A 16,211-nucleotide genomic window follows, 5' to 3' on the forward strand; every position below is an offset into this window, starting at 1 on the left:
CTCTACTTTCTTATTTGTAAATAAGCACGAATCATAAAGTAACTCACTTCATTCGGAAGCTGTTCTTTAATAGATTTCAGACCACCATCTGCATTTTGAACGGCAGTTTCAATAAGAGATTCATACTCTGCTGGAACAAAGCTGTGCCAATCTACTTCCATTCCATCCTCATAGCAGCGAATTAAATGGTTTTCGATTGTTTGTCTTGATAAGTTACGTTCTTTTGCAATCTCATTCAAATCAATACCTTGTTTATACATTTCATACGTTTCTAAATGAGAATTTGCGGACGCTTTTCCTGACTTTTTACGCTCTGAAACTACTTCTGTCTTAATCGTTTCAGCATAATTTGGATTTTCCTCAATAAAATGCTGAACTGCTTGTAAGAAGTGCGAACCATATTTCACAAGTTTGTGTTCTCCGATACCTTTTACCGTCAACAATTCGGAATCACTTTGCGGCATTTTCACACACATATCTTTTAATGTTTGGTCAGAGAAAATAACGAACGGAGGTACACCTTCTCCTTGTGCAATTTCTTTACGTACTTCACGAAGCACTTCAAATAAAGGATGGTCTTGAACAATTTGTCTTGTCTCTACTCGTTCTTTTCGTAAAACATTCTCTTTACCAAGTAATACTTCTTTCCCTTTTTCAGTTACTTTTAACGTCGGATAAGTGCCATGTTCAACTGCAATTAACTCTTCTGAAATTAAAAACTCGATAAACTCACTGACCTCTTTTACACTACGGTTCGATAAAAGCCCATACGTTGGTAAAGTATGAAAATTAAATTCAATAACTTTCTTATTCTTCGACCCAGTTAATACTTGCGCTATCATTTGCTTTCCAAAGCGTTGGTTCGTTCTAATCATGCATGATAAAACCATTTGTGATTCCCTTGTCACATCGATGCTCTCGCGATTGTCTGTACAATTACCACAGCGTCCACAATCTTCTTTCGGTTCTTCTCCAAAGTATTGCAAAATGAATGATTGTAAACATTGTTCTGTATGACAGTAATCGGTCATATTTTGCAATTTTTCAAGTTCATTTGAAAAACGTGATTCTCCAGTTGATTGATCAATTAAAAAACGCTGTACTTGTACATCTTGAGAAGAATATAACAATATACATGTACTATCTAATCCGTCACGACCAGCACGTCCTGCTTCTTGATAGTAACTTTCCATATTTTTTGGAAGCTGATAATGAATTACGTAACGAATATTCGATTTATCAATACCCATCCCGAATGCAGATGTTGCTACCATTACACTTACTTCATCTCGTAAAAAGAGTTCTTGTTGCTCATTTCGATCAATATCACTCATACCAGCGTGATATTTTGATACAGAAACTCCTGCCTTCATTAAATCTTCATATAAATGATCGACTACTTTTCTAGTAGCTGCATATATAATCCCAGATTCCTTTTGATTTTGACGAATATAATCCGCCAAATATGCATTTCGATCTTGCCCTTTAATAACAGAAAACAATAAGTTCTCACGCTCAAACGTTGTCATAATTGTATTTTCTTGATTAATTTCAAGTGTATTACAAATATCATCACGTACTTGCGGTGTTGCTGTTGCTGTTAATGCTAATACAAGCGGCTTTTCTGGAAGATAATCTAATATGCGATGTATATGTAAATAACTTGGACGGAAATCATGTCCCCACTGTGAAATACAGTGTGCTTCATCAATCGCAATCATAGGGATTTTCATATCGATAAGTTGGTCAACAAACTCCATCGAATCAAGACGCTCAGGCGCGACATAAAGTAATTTGTAATGTCCTTGTTTCGCTAATTGAATTCGCTGATTTGCTTCAGCAATAGAAATAGAACTATTAATATATGTAGCTGAAATGCCATTCTGTACCAATGTATCTACTTGATCCTTCATAAGTGATATTAAAGGTGATATAACCAACGTCGTTCCTTCAAATACTAATGCCGGAATTTGATAACAAATCGACTTACCGCCACCCGTTGGCATAATACAAACCGTATCTTTCCCATCTAATACGTTTTTAATTGTTTCATCTTGTCCTCTTCGAAACGAAGAATAACCAAAGTAGGACGCTAAAAGTTCTTGTGCTTTAGTAAACAAAAAAGAGTCACCTGCTTTTCTTTATCTTTCATCTACTTCTATTATATCAATCACTTATGCGACTTGAAAGGGATGATTAGATGCTTATTGTTTTTTCATTATTCTATGTTTCTCCACTTATTTAATACTAACTAGCATCATTATTTTATATGTTTTACAACATTTATAATATAAATCCAGTACACAAGAAGAAAGAGTTTCAATTTAAACGTTCATTTTATTTCCCTTTCTTGAATACTACTAATCGTATACATATAAATTCAGGAGGTTACTATATGAAGCATCGTAATATGAGTTCCATCACGGCGAAAACGAAAACACAAAAACTCCAATTCTCTAATAATGATGCGTGGAAATATGAATCATACTATAAGTATCAGCCATTATTCTCTTATAAAAAGCTTTTTAATTTTCTTTCTCAACTTTTTAGACGTTAATATATGCGCAAAAAATATATCATTCACAAAATTTTTCTCAATATTAAATGTATAGACTTACTACAATTCAGTTGTTACCATATATAATAATCTGTTGGATAAACCCCTTAAGTTGACCTGCTTATATTAGCAGGTCTTTTTCATGATTACATACTTCTGTGTACCTCGATCTCACTTCCAAGTCTTTTCTCCATTTTATAACCATATTTAACTCCCAACAATTCATGATTATCATGAATTGTTGGGAGTTAAATTGTTCACATATAATTATGCAATTTTTCTTTCTCAATACACAAAAGACATTTTACTTGTTACTATAAAAGTACTCCAGATGAGTTTTTTGCTCATCGACATTATCTAGTTATTGGGGCCTGCCGCGGGAAGCAGGTCCCTTTGACTGTATGAAGGTCCTAATTTCATTTGGACACATTTACCAGGTTTTTTCAAAAGAATTTTATGATAACATTACGTAGTCGAGTCCGACATCTCGGCAATACCCTTTTGAGGGTCTGCAACTTCCCTTGCAGACCCTCTTTTACTTTATATTCAATTTATTCGTATATACCACAACATCATTCACCTAATTTCTCCATTTCAAATTCCCTAAAAATAATCTAGGACACGTAACTAAAAATAAATCTTCATCATACTTTGAGTTATACATGTTCAAAGGAGTGTTACTATTTATGTATTCTTATTGGCAATCGTATTACTCCCCCTACCATAACCCTTATGTAAACTATGATTTATCCGTACGGAACTACCGAATTAGTAAAAATGAGAATTTTTTAAAAGGGTATATGCGTTCTTTATGGGAACAACACGTCGCTTGGACGAGATTGGCTATTATAAGTATAGTCTTTAATTTACCAGATGTTAACGTTACTGTTGGACGACTTCTACAAAACGCAACACATATGGGACTATCACTTGAACCATTTTACGGTGAGGATGCAGTGAAAAAATATAGTGCATTAATTAAAGATCACTTAGTAATTGCAGCGGATCTTGTTAAAGCCGCAAAAGCTGGTAATCAAAATGCAGCGGCCGCTATAGAGAAAAAATGGTACGCTAATGGTGATGAAATTATTGAATTTCTTAACAGTATCAACCCATATATAGATAAAGAAGAATTTAGAAAAATGTTTTATGAACATTTAGCACTAACGAAAGCAGAAGCACTTGCCTTCCTAAATAAAGATTATGAAGCAGGAGTAAAACTTTACGATAAAATTGAAAAAGAAGCATTGGAAATGGCCGACATGATAACAAACGCAATCGTAAAACAATTCCCGCAAGTATTTCAATAAAGTGAAACTTTAATCAGAGTAGGTATTACTACTAAGTAATACTTGATAAAAATAAGTCGATTTCCAAACATAAATCGGCTTATTTAGTTTTCTCTCTATGATATTTCACCTCTCCTCTTTACATTTAGCTTATATCGATATATTTTATTAATATCCGTTTTTTATAGGAGGAAATAGTTTGATTAACGCAATTGGTCTCGTTTTTATACTTACAAATAAACACGAGAAAAAAAAGAAAGTTTACTTAAATGAAAAATTTGCACTAATAGATATTATTGATTCTAAAGAAGTATTTGATGATGAAGGGAATCCTTTAGTAGAACTAACATGTAAATACAGTATATATTTAGATGAAAAATATTACTGTAAATCTCTCGATGATTATACCGGACAAGTATTTCCTTTCTTAAGTGCAAAAATAGGAAAAGGTCTTCTAAGAAACTTAAACTACTACTTTTCTTACGTTGATGCCTATGATAAGAAACCACCAGTTAAAGAAATAAGACCACTTATGAAACAAGTAACGAACAGATAGCCAAAAATACAAAAAAAAGAAAGCATCTAACTCTGGATGTTTTCTTTTTTATTGAAAACTCATTAACTTTCATCCTCTTCTAAAAGTATGTATCCAAGCATATTTTAAATTAAAAACATTGGAGGATTAGAGTCAATGAAATACTCAGAAACAATTATAAGCAAACGACTTCGAATACTTAAAATGACAGGTATGTTTTTCATGCTAGTGTTAATAGCATGGATTGGCTATACAAAATTACTTTATGAAAACGGCTTTCTTCAAGAAAAAAAGAATTCAGTAGAAGTAATGAACACTAGCATTACAGGAGAAATAGAGCAGCTTTTTCATATAAACTTGCAAGGTTATCGAAAAACAAGCCTTGATGCTGTTATAGAAGCAAGCAAAACCGATCCAAGTGAACTATCCCTAATTGAACTGGTCAACAAATCCTGCTCGCGAGATTGCATAGGCGAACCAGTAACATATGTAAACTCAAACAATGGATATATCTTTTATAAGGAATCTAATGGAACTAATGTAGCTATAACGGTTAAAAAGAAAGACACATGGGTAATTGTAAAGAAATCTGTTCAAGATGGAATATAATCACCCAAAAAAGAGTACGTATCGTACTCTTTTTTATTATTAATACCCTTCCTCTTCATGAATACAATGGCATTTCGGTTTTGTTTTACAATGACATTTTTCACATTCACATTTCGGTTTCTCTTTGCAACAACATTCGTGAAAATCATTGCGTTTACATCTACATCTCCCAAACATTAAATTATCCCAAAATGTATTACAATTTCGGGAATGCCCACAATGACAAGTATTTCCCATGAATCTGCTTCCTCCTTAATAGAATTCATCATATTCTATGTTTAAAAGTATACAAAGGCTTGTTTATTAGTCTATTTTCTCCATATTATAAGTAGAGTTAAAAGATTACATAAAAATAAAAAACCGTCACATGACGGCTTTTTATTTAGCAAACTACTCTTTTGTATAAAAATATTTAATTCCTTTCGTATCTAACCAAGCAGTTGCTTTGTCCAGTTCATTCCCTTGACGATAATCTGTTTCGAAATACACAAGCCCTTGGTTATCTCCACGAGATATTATTTTAGAAGTATATCCAAGCTTATCCATCATTTGAATCATGTCAGGAACTAAATTTACACCAAATTCATAAGTAACTACTTTGTTATATTTATTCACTATAATTCCAACCCCTTCTTGTTTTTTTATCGGCTCAACAATTGGATTTGTAAACCAAGCTAACGGCTTATTTCCAATCAGCTTATTTAAATCACACTTGCCGATACCAGCCACATTCCCTGTTTCTGTGTATTGCCAAATATCACATGAATACGCCGGTTTGTTACCACCATAACGAGGAATCCATACAAAATCAGAATTGATATTTGCCATTCCAAATGGAGCATACATATGATGAGCAATATATAAACCAGCCTTCTTAGCTCCTAATCTGCGTAATTCATCAATAAAAGCTTGTGCACCCGCTCTCATATCGTTCATTGTTCTTACTTCTACGTCAGCTACCCAAACTGTTGCATTTTTATCACCACGGTTCCAAAAGTCTCTTGCTTCTATCCGTGCATCCTCTACTGAAACGAAACGACAGAACGCATAATTACCAAACGGAATATTCCTTACTTTCATTGCTTGTACATAATTTTTATATAAAGGATCTACATAGTTTGAACCATCTTGCACACGTGCAATTACGAAATCCAATTGTGGTGCTGCGATATCCCAGTTAATGTCGCCATTCCATTTCGAAATATCCACAATATAACCCATTATTTAACATCTCCTTTTTCATTATTATATTCAAAGCTTGTTTTTTTGCTATTATCAACTAATAAATAGTATGAGAGGTAGTATATTATTGGGTAATAATTTAAAATTCGGCTTATGTATTGAGAAAACAAAATATTATTACAGGTTTAACAAGTAAAGATTTACAAAGCTCTAAACTATATAAAGTGAAACTATAATTAGTAGGAGGCTACGAGCAGTGAAATTCCCACTTAATTTCTTAGCTTCATCCGAATTTTGAGGTGAGAATTTTACTTCCCGCAAATAGCTTGATAAATAAAACCACCTTTCTGACAGGTGGTTTTGTGTACTAATTTACATATACATTGTCCATATTTTTATAGTTACTTAATATACTTGTTAACTAAAAATAAGACAATTTTTAGTTTTTAATCAAACCAATTTTCGTTTTATCTCACGTACTCATAGTACCATTTACGTGCATCTAACCAAGCTGTAAATTTATCGATATTCCCGGACGGATAGCCATTCGTTATAGCATAACCAATGCCATCTTTTTGAACGACAATTTGTCCATCAATACCCGCATCAACCATAGCTTGAGCCAAAGCTTGTAAATTACTAAATGCTACACCACCAGTTTTTACTTTGAGCAAATCCGCTGCACCTCCTCCAGTTTGTCCTGTAAGAGCAAATACAACAGAATTAGCGATTTTATCAACATTCCATTTTGCCATATCAGATTCATTGTCAATAAATCCTAATTCTATAAGAATAGCAGGTGCTTTCGTCCCATTTAATACCGCTAAATCTGTACGCTGTTTCGCACCTCGATCACGCCATCCAATATCTTTTGCTAGTTGAGCTGAGATTTTAGCCGCCAAATCTTTCTGATCATAATACAAAACCTCAACACCCTGTCCATTTCCATCACTTGCATTAAGATGAAAAGAAATAACTAAATCCACAGCATGGGAATTGCTATTCCGAATGATATTATTTAAATTTTGTGATTGAGTTGCCCCTACCTCGTCCGTATCGTCATAAACCGTGTGTCCTAGGGATCTTAACTTAGTCGCCACAGCATCTTTAACTTGCCTATCTAAAACGTGTTCTTTCCGATTCCCAAAATTAGCACCTTGAACAATACTATTGTGTCCTCCGTGCAAACTATATCTGGCCATTATTTATCAACATCTCCTTTCTTAATATCCTATTCAAAACTTGTCTTATTGCTATTCCCACTTACAATCTTAACTGTACCCATATGTCCTACATTTTCTAGAAGTGAAGCAATTTGTTCTCGATATAAAAAAGCTATCGCTTCATAAATCGAATGATTTATTCTCTAAATTACTTTTACATGAATGACGACACGAACAAAAAAAACATCACCCTTTCGGCGATGCCTAAAAACTCTATTTTACTTTTCAGCTCCCTAAATAAATAGAGTTTAAAATCACTGAAACTACACCTATATTTCCTCCCCTTCCTTCACAGCTTCTTTCAACCTCTGCAACATATATCCAATCCCTTTACACCCCTCTAGCGGATATGTAATCATTTCTTCTGGATATAACTTTGTCACTACTTTTTTATGCTTCTTCCCTGCTAGTAAGACGATTTCGTCAAACTGTAATAAACTTTTATCTACCATCTGTTTTTGTAATTGCTCTATATTTATTACCTCATCACTTTTTGAATCAAATGCAAGATCATAGTTTTCTAATACAATATCATTTGGTCTTAAAAATCCATGTTTCGCCGATAATATAACCCAGTTTTCGAAAAACATAGTTGCGTACGCCTGACATGCTTTTCCGAACGGACTAATATACACATCTTTTGCTTCCATCGGTCCGTAGTCTGAATGTTTATCCCAAATTTTCTTTTTTCCACATGGAATTATACATATCCTTTTCATATATATTTCTACTCCCTTTACTTTGGTAAATAAAATTCGTTATTTTGTACATTTTTCTCTCAAAATACTATATAATAATTCTGAAAAGTTTAAATTACACATTTTACCATATATGTACTATGGATCACTCTCATTGCAAATATTATAATACCATAAAAATTTTTGCATTTTTTTCTTCAAATTATTATAACTAAATTGCAATATTATAATTTATTAATTAAATTAGGAAGGAGGTCCATAAAAATGAAAAATATTATCCCTGCACTATTAGTCTATTTTATTGTTTGCGTTATTTCCGTTATCATCCCAGCATCTGAAGGCTATAATTATGTCGGCTGGAAGTTATTTGTTGGGCAAGTGTATGCGATACCTATTTTCTTCATTACTGCCATAATTACATTTTATATAAACAAGAAAAAATCTTACGAATAAACGATTATAAGGATAGCTAACGCTATCCTTATTTTAATTCGTTAATCAAATTTAGAATGACCCTTGCAGTACTTTATATCCTTTCTTCTAAAAAGTCAAACGCAACTTCTGTATTTCAGCGTTTAAACGTAGCTCCTCCGAGAGCCAGCTCTCTAATTCTGAAACCGACGTAATATTTCGTTCTAAAAGTGACTGTAATTTACTCTCCAAATCATTAAACATACACAATCCTCCCGTTTTTAATTTTCTGTTTTTTAGAGATAAAAAAGGACAAGTAGCCAATCTGACTACTTGTCCTTACTGTTCATCTGTACGCAATACGATTAAGCTTGGAATGCTTCTGTTAATACTGGTACGATTTGTTTTTTACGAGATACAACACCTTTTAAAGTAGCTGTGTTGTTTTCTAGTGATACGTTGTATGCTTTCTCAACAACGTTTGCTGCTTTACCGATCGCAAGACCGACAGAATCATTAGTTAAGATATCAGTTACAACGAATAAGAATAGGTCTAAACCTTTTTCTTCTACTACTGCAGAGATTACTTTTTCAAGTTCCGCTTGGTGTACAAGAACGTCGTTTGTATCAACAGCGTTTACTTGTGCGATTTCAACTTTCGCATTACCCATTTGGAATTCTTTAGCGTCAAGAGAGATTAATTGCTCCATTGTTTTTCCGCTTAAGTCAGCACCAGCTTTTAACATTTCTAAGCCGTAGTTATCTGCATCTACACCAGCGATTTGCGCTAATTCACGAGCAGCTGCTACGTCTTGTTCTGTGCAAGTTGGAGATTTGAATAGTAAAGAATCTGAAATGATTGCAGATAACATTAAACCTGCAACTTCTTTACGAATTGTTACGCCATTTTCTTTGTACATTTTGTTTAAGATTGTAGCTGTACAGCCAACTGGCTCACAACGATAGTATATAGGATCGCTTGTTTCAAAGTTAGCAATACGGTGATGGTCAATAACTTCTAACACACGAACTGATTCGATATCGTTAGCACTTTGTTGACGCTCGTTATGGTCAACTAAAATAACGTTGTCCACTTCGCTTGCTACTGTCTCAACAAAACGCGGTCCTTCTACTTTAAAATAGTCTAACGCAAATTGAGTTTCACCGCTGATTTCGCCTAAACGTACAGGCTCAGCATTCATTCCTAATTCTTTTTTCAATTCTGCATAAGCAATTGCAGAACAAATTGCATCTGTATCTGGGTTTTTATGCCCGAAAACTAGTACTTTTTCCATGTTTTCCACCTCTTCATGAAAAGGATATCTTAAAGAAGCAAATATGACAATATTTAAAGCATATTTTTTTATAAATAATTGCACTTTCTTCTATATTTTTCATCATTTTCATAAAAAAATCATCTAAAATGAATTAGATGATCGAAATGTATGTTTCAATTAAAATAGTGTAGGAGCTTGCACTACATTGTTAAAAGCGAAATTTGAGGATAAGCCATTATTCAAAAGGTTTACATCTATAACTTGATAAAACGCATTTCCAGTGTCTGCAATTTCCCAAACAGCTAAAATAAGATGGTATCCACTACGGTCAGTTGGTACATTTGCTTCGTGCGTTACTGTTGTCCCTGGTCTAGCTCCACCGTCATTTTTCACATAGAATGGCACTAAATCTAAATCTGATCGCGTTAAAGGTTTATTTGGATTCCAACCTTTTTTCGTAATATAATATTTCCACTCTTTTGTACTATGAGGAGCCGTTAGTTTCCACTTGAATGTATTCGTCCCGCCATTTAACGTAACTTTCTTCCACCTATCTACAGTTTGAACATCTAAAGCGGGAAAATGACCAGCCCCTGCAATTTGTCCATCAGAAGGTCCTAGTTGCGGAAATCCACCTATCCCTTCTACGCTTTGTGGTTCATATTGAATCGGTCCACAATTTACATTTACCCCTTGCTTACATAAATAAGATCGGCTCGCTGGTGATTCTACATATCCATGAGCTGAAGCCTTTTCTGAAAATCCAAATGTTAATAATCCCGTAAGTAATACTCCACCACTTAAAATAACTTTCTTCATCTTTTGTAAACTATTCTTTTTCATACTTTCATCCCCTTCCGATAATAAAGCGAAAATAACTATAGTTGGCTAGTCATCTTCTCTACATTTATTATAAGACGAGAATCATTACTAAAAGAACCCTCTAAAAACTTTCTCAAATTCATTTAGTGCGTTAATTAGATTATAATTAACTATTTTAACACCGCCAGAAAAATATAGACTGTGTTAAAAATAGTTGTTTATTATTCACTTACTAATAATTAAGCACTCCCCCCGTTTGATTATACCTTAAATGTTTTTATAATAAATAACCGTAGCATCTAACTTACCATTCGGAGAAATTGCATACCCTGGTATTGTTCCAACTTCTTGGTAGTCTAGTAATTTGTACAGTTTATTGGAAGGATCTCCTTCTCTAGTATCTAATACTAAAAGAGACCTGTTTTCTTGCTTTGCTCGTTCCTCTGCTTTTTGCATAAGCGATCGTCCAATACCGTTACGTCTAAAGTTTGGATGAGTCATTAATTTGCAAATCTCGGCTCTATGAATTCCGTTAGGCTTAGTAACTAATTGTAATTGAATACTCCCTGCTACTTCGTTGTTTATTTTAGCCACATACAATATCACTTCTGGCGCTAATACTGTTCGCCAATACTTTGTTGCGTCTTTTTGTTCCAGTGGAGGCAAAAAACCAATTGATGCCCCATCATTTACAACCATTTTTAAAAGTTTCGAAAGTTCTTCCATATCATTTTCTAGTTGCTTTATTTCTTCAATTACTAAATTTCGCATTACTTTTCCCCCTTTTGTTTCATTGTAACAATTTTTAAAGAAGGAATAATGAAATAATAAGATGAATTTATAGAAAGATATGATTTTTTGTGAAAGGATAACGATATGAAATATATATTAGATAGAACGTACGCAAAAGAATTACTCGAATGGGCATATGAACAAAACCCGGGCCCTTGGTTTGAACATTCACTACATGTTGCTCATGCAACTGAAAACATAATTATAGAACTTATAAAAAAAGGGTACAAGCTAGATGCTGACATAGCATATAATGCTGCCCTTTTGCATGATATCGGAAGATACAAAGGTTTTACCAAATCGGTTATTCATTCCTATGATGGTTATATGTATATGAATGATTTAGGGTATACAGGAAACGCTGTTATTTGTGTGACACACTCATTCCCATGCAAAAATGAACATATAAATATCGCAGCGGAGTGGAGTCTCGTTCCTGACCATATGAGAAGCCGGTTAGTTGAAATATTAAATGAACATTGTAACTACGATTTATACAATAAAGTAATTACTCTTTGTGACGCTCTTGCTGATGCGGATGGCTTTACTACGCTGGAAAGAAGATTAATTTCTGTTGGTTTGCGTCATGGTACAACATCTCATACATCTTTACATTGGAAAGGGTTTTATGCGATTAAGAAAGAATTAGAATCTTTAATCGGTAAGAGTATATACACAGTTCTTCCTGATGTAGAAAAATCTATTTATGAAGATATAGAATATTAAATTGCATACAAATTGAAAACGATAAAATTTGTATGTATGTTTCTAAAAAACTCTTTCAAAAGTGGAGGGATTTCTTATTAGTAAAATAGGATTTGACTTGATAAACCTTGAGATGAATTTTGATTTTGGATATGAAGATATAAAAGAGATTTCTATGAGATGTAAATTTTCTAACTGTTCACATACAAATGAACCAAACTGCGCGGTTAAAAGAGCTATCTCTGACGGTGCTCTTTCTGAAGAAGTAGTTAACAGTTACTATAGAGATTTTAATGAGGCACATTATGTTTCTAAACAGAAAAATAAAACAAAAGCCATTGACTATATGAAGCAATTGAAGCTTTTTACAAAACCTTAAGATTAAATAGTTGTTATTTCTCATTTCTACTAAATTTAAAATTCTCCCATTATTGTATAACCATAAATTGAACCCATCCTAGATAATTTTTATACTCAAATTTAATTTCACATAAAAAACGTTTTAAACATAAAGTTTAAAACGTTTTTTTATTCAATGCTTTTGATTTTTCAGTTCTGTTAAACACTCTTGCACTAAAGTTACCGCTTGACTCATCGCAGCTCCGCCAGCAAATGCTGCTGAAACACCACATGCTTCCAGAATCTCTTTATCCGAACATCCTTGATCAAGACAACCTTTTGTATGATAAATTGTACAATACTCATCTTGCGTTGCTAAACTAATTCCTAGTGCAATAAGTTGTTTTTCTCTTTTTGTTAAAGCACCCTCTTGAAAACAAGCTTGCGTGAACGCATTATATGTCTCAGCGATTTCAGGAATTTGATTTGTAAAACTACCTATACCTTCTTTATAATGATGTAGAATATCATTTATCGAACTATGTTGCTCATGTTCCATCTTATTCCCTCCAGTCATATTATCCATACCTATTGTAGTATGCGATGAAATGAAGGCAATATACCTTCTTTTAAATTAAGAATTTTCAGTTAATTTACGTTATAATTTTAAATTATCATCTACAATAACTTTTTCTCTAGAACTTTTTCTTTCAACCTCTTTACTTCTTTCTTCCCAAAATGTTAATCCTTCAATCCCCACATTTTTAGGATTAAATACTGGATCTTTCCCTTCTTTTTTCTGCGTTTCATAGTCTTTTAACACTTTTAATGCGATTTTACTTAATAATAGAATCGCGATTAAGTTTAACCATGCCATACTACCGATTCCTAAATCTCCGAGATTCCATAAAAGCGACGCTGATTCAACACTACCGATGTAAACCATAATTAAAAATCCAAATTTTAAAACTGGTTTTAACCAGCCATACTTCAATTGACAATCTAAATAAGTAAGTGTCGTTTCAGCAATATAGTAATAAGCGAGTAACGTTGTAAATGCAAAAAAGAAAATTGCAATTGAAATAAATATTGGACCAAACCCTGTCATCACAGTTTCAACTGCTTGTTGCGTATAAATTGGACCTGCTTCCACATTTCCTATGTTTTTTACAATAGCGCTTTTCCCTTCAGGTATAACATTATACATACCTGTAATTAATATCATAAGAGCTGTCGCTGTACATACGACAATTGTATCGATATATACGGAAAACGCTTGAACTAATCCTTGTTTTGCAGGATGCGATACTTCAGCAGCAGCCGAACTATACGTTGCTTCTCCGACACCAGCAACGTTTGAAAATACAGCGCGTTTTACACCCCATGCAATAGCTGCACCAACAATTCCACCAAACATTTCATTTACACCAAATGCGCTAGAGAAAATTAAAGCAAACATACTTGGAATCTCCGTTACATTCGCAATTAATATGATACATGTAACAATTACATAACCAATTGCCATAAATGGAACAAGCATTTGAGAAACGCCAGCAATTCTCTTTACACCACCAAAAATAATTGCTGCTAGTAACACGACTAAAAATATACCAGTTATATATTTGTTAATACCATTAGAGTTTTCGAATCCAACTGCGATACTACTAGATTGAATACCTGGTAATAACATGCCATATGAAAGTGTTACAACTACCGCTACAATGACTGCAAACCATTTCATTTTTAAACCTTTCTCAATGAAATATGGAGTACCGCCGCGATATTCATTCCCTACTTTACTTTTGTATACTTGAGATAATGTTGATTCAACAAACGCACTCGCTGCCCCTAACAAAGCCATTACCCACATCCAAAATACAGCTCCAGGCCCGCCGAAAGCAATTGCTGTCGCTACCCCTGCAATATTACCAATTCCAACTCTTCCTGATAAGGCTAAACAAAATGCCTGAAAAGATGATATCCCCGTCTCTGAACTCTTTCCTTCAAATAATAGTTTAATCATCTCTTTAAAATAACGAATTTGCAAAAAGCGTGTTGCAATCGTGAAATATACGCCTGCCCCTAATGCAAAAACAACTAAACCGATACTCCACACTTGCCCTACTAACCATTCTACTAAATTCTCCATCCAAATCCCCCTTATCATTTTTTTAAAAAGCAATTTTGTATATAAGAAAACGGACAACTATTATCAAACTTTCTAGTTGTCCGCATCTTTCATTATTTCATCCCTCAATTTTTGTCAGTAAAACGCCCTATTACTTTATATTTACCCAAACACTTTTCACTTCTGTATAATTGTCAAGCGCATATGAACCTAATTCGCGGCCAATACCAGATTGTTTGTATCCACCAAATGGTGCAGCTGCATTTTCTAAGTTATAATCATTAATCCATACTGTTCCTGCTTTTAATTTATTTGCCACTTGATGACCCGTTTTGATATTTTGCGTCCATACACCCGCAGCAAGGCCATAGGATGAGTTGTTCGCTCGTTCAATTACTTCTTCTGTCGAATCAAATGGAAGTACAACAACAACTGGTCCAAATATTTCTTCCTTAACGATTGTCATATCGTCTGTAACGTCTGTGAATACAGTTGGCTTAACGAAATAACCTTTTTCAAGCGCACGTTCACCACCAGCCGCAACTGTAGCACCTTCTTTCTTCCCTTGCTCAATGTAATGTAACACACGCTCTTGTTGTTTCTTAGATACGAGTGGACCCATTTCCGTTTCTTTATCCATACCTGCTCCAAGTTTTACGTTGTTCGCCATTTTCACAAGTGCATCTACTACAGTTTCATAATGTTTACGATGAACAAACACACGTGATCCTGCGCTACAATTTTGACCGTGATTATACATAATACCTTGGAATGCACCATTAATTGCTTCTTCCAAGTCCGCATCTTCTAAAATGATATTTGGTGATTTTCCGCCAAGCTCTAACGTTACATGCTTAATCATTTCTGCAGACTGACGCATAATATACTTTCCAGTAACAGTAGATCCTGTAAAAGCAACTTTATCAATGTCATGGTGATTTACAATTGCCGTCCCTGCTTCAGGACCAAATCCTGGTACAAAGTTTACAACACCGTTTGGAAATCCAGCCTCTTTAAAGAGTTTCGCTGTATACAGTAAAGATAAAGGCGTTTGCTCTGCTGGCTTTAATACGATCGTACAACCTGTCGCCAGTGCAGCTCCCATTTTCCAAGAAGACATAACGAGCGGAAAATTCCACGGAATAATCTGACCTACAACACCCACAGGTTCATGTCTCGTGTAATTTAAGTAATCTTTTGAAATTGGTATGGTTTGCCCAATAATTTTTGTAGCCCATCCTGCGTAATAACGATAATTTTCTACAGTCGCTGAAATATCATCATCAAGTGCTACTTGATATGGCTTTCCATTATCTAAAGCTTCTAGTTGCGCTAATTCTTCTCTATGTTCTTCAATTAAATCTGCTAATTTATAAATAAGATGCGCTCTTTCAGCAGTAGTCATTTCTGCCCACGGACCAGATTCAAATGCAGATCTTGCCGCTTTTACTGCAGCATCAATATCCTCTTCTTGCGCTTCACATACGACAGCTAGAACATCTTCTGTAGCCGGATTATACGTTTCAAACGTCTTTCCGCCAATAGCAGAAACAAATTCGCCATTAATAAACATTTTAATTTCTTCATTTAAGAACGCTTCCACTTTTGGTTTCAGCTCAATATTTGTCTTTAACATTATGTTCT

Annotated in this window: 18 protein-coding genes; 7 read left to right on the forward strand and 11 right to left on the reverse strand. The window is 34.1% G+C overall.

The window, feature by feature from the left end:
• Nucleotides 1-2: 2 nt before the first annotated feature.
• Nucleotides 3-2,120 carry a DNA helicase RecQ gene (gene recQ, locus DN399_RS13780; RefSeq protein WP_149149704.1) on the reverse strand — a complete coding sequence of 706 codons (2,118 nt, stop codon included), beginning with the start codon at nt 2,118-2,120 and terminating at the stop codon, nt 3-5.
• Between the two features lie 275 nt (nt 2,121-2,395).
• Between recQ and DN399_RS28110 the strand changes: the two genes are divergently transcribed.
• The 4 genes from DN399_RS28110 (at nt 2,396) to DN399_RS13795 (ending at nt 4,990) form a co-directional block, all read left to right on the forward strand.
• Nucleotides 2,396-2,557, forward strand: a complete 162-nt coding sequence (locus tag DN399_RS28110; RefSeq protein ID WP_000682743.1) for a hypothetical protein — start codon at nt 2,396-2,398, stop codon at nt 2,555-2,557.
• Nucleotides 2,558-3,243: 686 nt separating this feature from the next.
• Nucleotides 3,244-3,867, forward strand: a complete 624-nt coding sequence (locus DN399_RS13785) for a hypothetical protein (RefSeq protein ID WP_000287728.1) — start codon at nt 3,244-3,246, stop codon at nt 3,865-3,867.
• A gap of 178 nt (nt 3,868-4,045) precedes the next feature.
• The gene (locus DN399_RS13790; protein WP_000606231.1) at nt 4,046-4,402 is read left to right on the forward strand and encodes a hypothetical protein; all 357 of its coding nucleotides are present in this window, start codon (nt 4,046-4,048) and stop codon (nt 4,400-4,402) included.
• A gap of 135 nt (nt 4,403-4,537) precedes the next feature.
• Nucleotides 4,538-4,990 carry a hypothetical protein gene (locus DN399_RS13795; protein ID WP_000877572.1) on the forward strand — a complete coding sequence of 151 codons (453 nt, stop codon included), beginning with the start codon at nt 4,538-4,540 and terminating at the stop codon, nt 4,988-4,990.
• Here the strand turns inward: DN399_RS13795 and DN399_RS13800 are convergent.
• The 4 genes from DN399_RS13800 to DN399_RS13815 form a co-directional block, all read right to left on the reverse strand.
• Nucleotides 4,975-5,163, reverse strand: coding sequence for a hypothetical protein (locus DN399_RS13800; protein WP_006920628.1), 189 nt, complete (start codon nt 5,161-5,163; stop codon nt 4,975-4,977). The two genes, DN399_RS13795 and DN399_RS13800, sit on opposite strands and share 16 nt — an antisense overlap.
• Nucleotides 5,164-5,380: 217 nt before the next feature.
• Nucleotides 5,381-6,211 carry a GH25 family lysozyme gene (locus tag DN399_RS13805; RefSeq protein WP_006920627.1) on the reverse strand — a complete coding sequence of 277 codons (831 nt, stop codon included), beginning with the start codon at nt 6,209-6,211 and terminating at the stop codon, nt 5,381-5,383.
• Nucleotides 6,212-6,639: 428 nt separating this feature from the next.
• Nucleotides 6,640-7,374, reverse strand: a complete 735-nt coding sequence (locus tag DN399_RS13810) for an N-acetylmuramoyl-L-alanine amidase (protein WP_006920619.1) — start codon at nt 7,372-7,374, stop codon at nt 6,640-6,642.
• Nucleotides 7,375-7,664: 290 nt separating this feature from the next.
• Complete coding sequence (locus DN399_RS13815; RefSeq protein ID WP_000820903.1) at nt 7,665-8,114, reverse strand: DUF6884 domain-containing protein; 450 nt, start codon at nt 8,112-8,114, stop codon at nt 7,665-7,667.
• A gap of 243 nt (nt 8,115-8,357) precedes the next feature.
• Here DN399_RS13815 and DN399_RS13820 point away from each other — a divergent pair, with 243 nt between their 5' ends.
• Nucleotides 8,358-8,546 carry a DUF4017 family protein gene (locus DN399_RS13820; RefSeq protein WP_000789485.1) on the forward strand — a complete coding sequence of 63 codons (189 nt, stop codon included), beginning with the start codon at nt 8,358-8,360 and terminating at the stop codon, nt 8,544-8,546.
• A gap of 323 nt (nt 8,547-8,869) precedes the next feature.
• Here the strand turns inward: DN399_RS13820 and ppaC are convergent, their stop codons facing one another.
• The 3 genes from ppaC to DN399_RS13840 all read right to left on the reverse strand — a co-directional run bounded on the left by ppaC (nt 8,870) and on the right by DN399_RS13840 (nt 11,374).
• Nucleotides 8,870-9,799, reverse strand: coding sequence for a manganese-dependent inorganic pyrophosphatase (gene ppaC / locus DN399_RS13830; protein ID WP_000416873.1), 930 nt, complete (start codon nt 9,797-9,799; stop codon nt 8,870-8,872).
• Nucleotides 9,800-9,958: 159 nt separating this feature from the next.
• On the reverse strand, nt 9,959-10,624 hold the full coding sequence (locus tag DN399_RS13835; protein WP_000742279.1) for a lytic polysaccharide monooxygenase: 666 nt from the start codon (nt 10,622-10,624) through the stop codon (nt 9,959-9,961).
• Between the two features lie 246 nt (nt 10,625-10,870).
• Nucleotides 10,871-11,374 carry a GNAT family N-acetyltransferase gene (locus tag DN399_RS13840; RefSeq protein ID WP_006920617.1) on the reverse strand — a complete coding sequence of 168 codons (504 nt, stop codon included), beginning with the start codon at nt 11,372-11,374 and terminating at the stop codon, nt 10,871-10,873.
• A gap of 105 nt (nt 11,375-11,479) precedes the next feature.
• Between DN399_RS13840 and DN399_RS13845 the strand changes: the two genes are divergently transcribed.
• The gene (locus tag DN399_RS13845) at nt 11,480-12,121 is read left to right on the forward strand and encodes an HD domain-containing protein (RefSeq protein ID WP_006920616.1); all 642 of its coding nucleotides are present in this window, start codon (nt 11,480-11,482) and stop codon (nt 12,119-12,121) included.
• A gap of 61 nt (nt 12,122-12,182) precedes the next feature.
• On the forward strand, nt 12,183-12,479 hold the full coding sequence (locus DN399_RS13850) for a P-loop NTPase family protein (protein WP_080120270.1): 297 nt from the start codon (nt 12,183-12,185) through the stop codon (nt 12,477-12,479).
• Between the two features lie 153 nt (nt 12,480-12,632).
• On the opposite strand, the gene DN399_RS13855 is transcribed toward DN399_RS13850, so the two are convergent.
• From DN399_RS13855 to DN399_RS13865, 3 genes are all read right to left on the reverse strand, one after another.
• Nucleotides 12,633-13,025 carry a carboxymuconolactone decarboxylase family protein gene (locus tag DN399_RS13855; RefSeq protein WP_001999958.1) on the reverse strand — a complete coding sequence of 131 codons (393 nt, stop codon included), beginning with the start codon at nt 13,023-13,025 and terminating at the stop codon, nt 12,633-12,635.
• Between the two features lie 72 nt (nt 13,026-13,097).
• Nucleotides 13,098-14,588, reverse strand: coding sequence for an alanine/glycine:cation symporter family protein (locus DN399_RS13860; RefSeq protein ID WP_149149705.1), 1,491 nt, complete (start codon nt 14,586-14,588; stop codon nt 13,098-13,100).
• A gap of 130 nt (nt 14,589-14,718) precedes the next feature.
• Nucleotides 14,719-16,203 carry an aldehyde dehydrogenase family protein gene (locus DN399_RS13865; protein WP_000920975.1) on the reverse strand — a complete coding sequence of 495 codons (1,485 nt, stop codon included), beginning with the start codon at nt 16,201-16,203 and terminating at the stop codon, nt 14,719-14,721.
• Nucleotides 16,204-16,211 lie beyond the last annotated feature (8 nt).

Source organism: Bacillus sp. AR4-2 (genome assembly GCF_008274865.1).
Lineage (GTDB): Bacteria > Bacillota > Bacilli > Bacillales > Bacillaceae_G > Bacillus_A > Bacillus_A cereus.

Excerpts from the sequence above, each read along its gene's own strand:
- DN399_RS13835 (WP_000742279.1), bottom strand. The coding sequence starts at position 10,624 with ATGAAAAAGAATAGTTTACAAAAGATGAAGAAAGTTATTTTAAGTGGT.
- DN399_RS13795 (WP_000877572.1), top strand. The coding sequence starts at position 4,538 with ATGAAATACTCAGAAACAATTATAAGCAAACGACTTCGAATACTTAAA.
- DN399_RS13855 (WP_001999958.1), bottom strand. The coding sequence starts at position 13,025 with ATGGATAATATGACTGGAGGGAATAAGATGGAACATGAGCAACATAGT.
- DN399_RS28110 (WP_000682743.1), top strand. The coding sequence starts at position 2,396 with ATGAAGCATCGTAATATGAGTTCCATCACGGCGAAAACGAAAACACAA.
- DN399_RS13860 (WP_149149705.1), bottom strand. The coding sequence starts at position 14,588 with ATGGAGAATTTAGTAGAATGGTTAGTAGGGCAAGTGTGGAGTATCGGT.
- DN399_RS13805 (WP_006920627.1), bottom strand. The coding sequence starts at position 6,211 with ATGGGTTATATTGTGGATATTTCGAAATGGAATGGCGACATTAACTGG.
- DN399_RS13810 (WP_006920619.1), bottom strand. The coding sequence starts at position 7,374 with ATGGCCAGATATAGTTTGCACGGAGGACACAATAGTATTGTTCAAGGT.
- DN399_RS13845 (WP_006920616.1), top strand. The coding sequence starts at position 11,480 with ATGAAATATATATTAGATAGAACGTACGCAAAAGAATTACTCGAATGG.
- DN399_RS13785 (WP_000287728.1), top strand. The coding sequence starts at position 3,244 with ATGTATTCTTATTGGCAATCGTATTACTCCCCCTACCATAACCCTTAT.
- ppaC (WP_000416873.1), bottom strand. The coding sequence starts at position 9,799 with ATGGAAAAAGTACTAGTTTTCGGGCATAAAAACCCAGATACAGATGCA.
- DN399_RS13865 (WP_000920975.1), bottom strand. The coding sequence starts at position 16,203 with ATGTTAAAGACAAATATTGAGCTGAAACCAAAAGTGGAAGCGTTCTTA.
- DN399_RS13820 (WP_000789485.1), top strand. The coding sequence starts at position 8,358 with ATGAAAAATATTATCCCTGCACTATTAGTCTATTTTATTGTTTGCGTT.
- DN399_RS13840 (WP_006920617.1), bottom strand. The coding sequence starts at position 11,374 with ATGCGAAATTTAGTAATTGAAGAAATAAAGCAACTAGAAAATGATATG.
- DN399_RS13815 (WP_000820903.1), bottom strand. The coding sequence starts at position 8,114 with ATGAAAAGGATATGTATAATTCCATGTGGAAAAAAGAAAATTTGGGAT.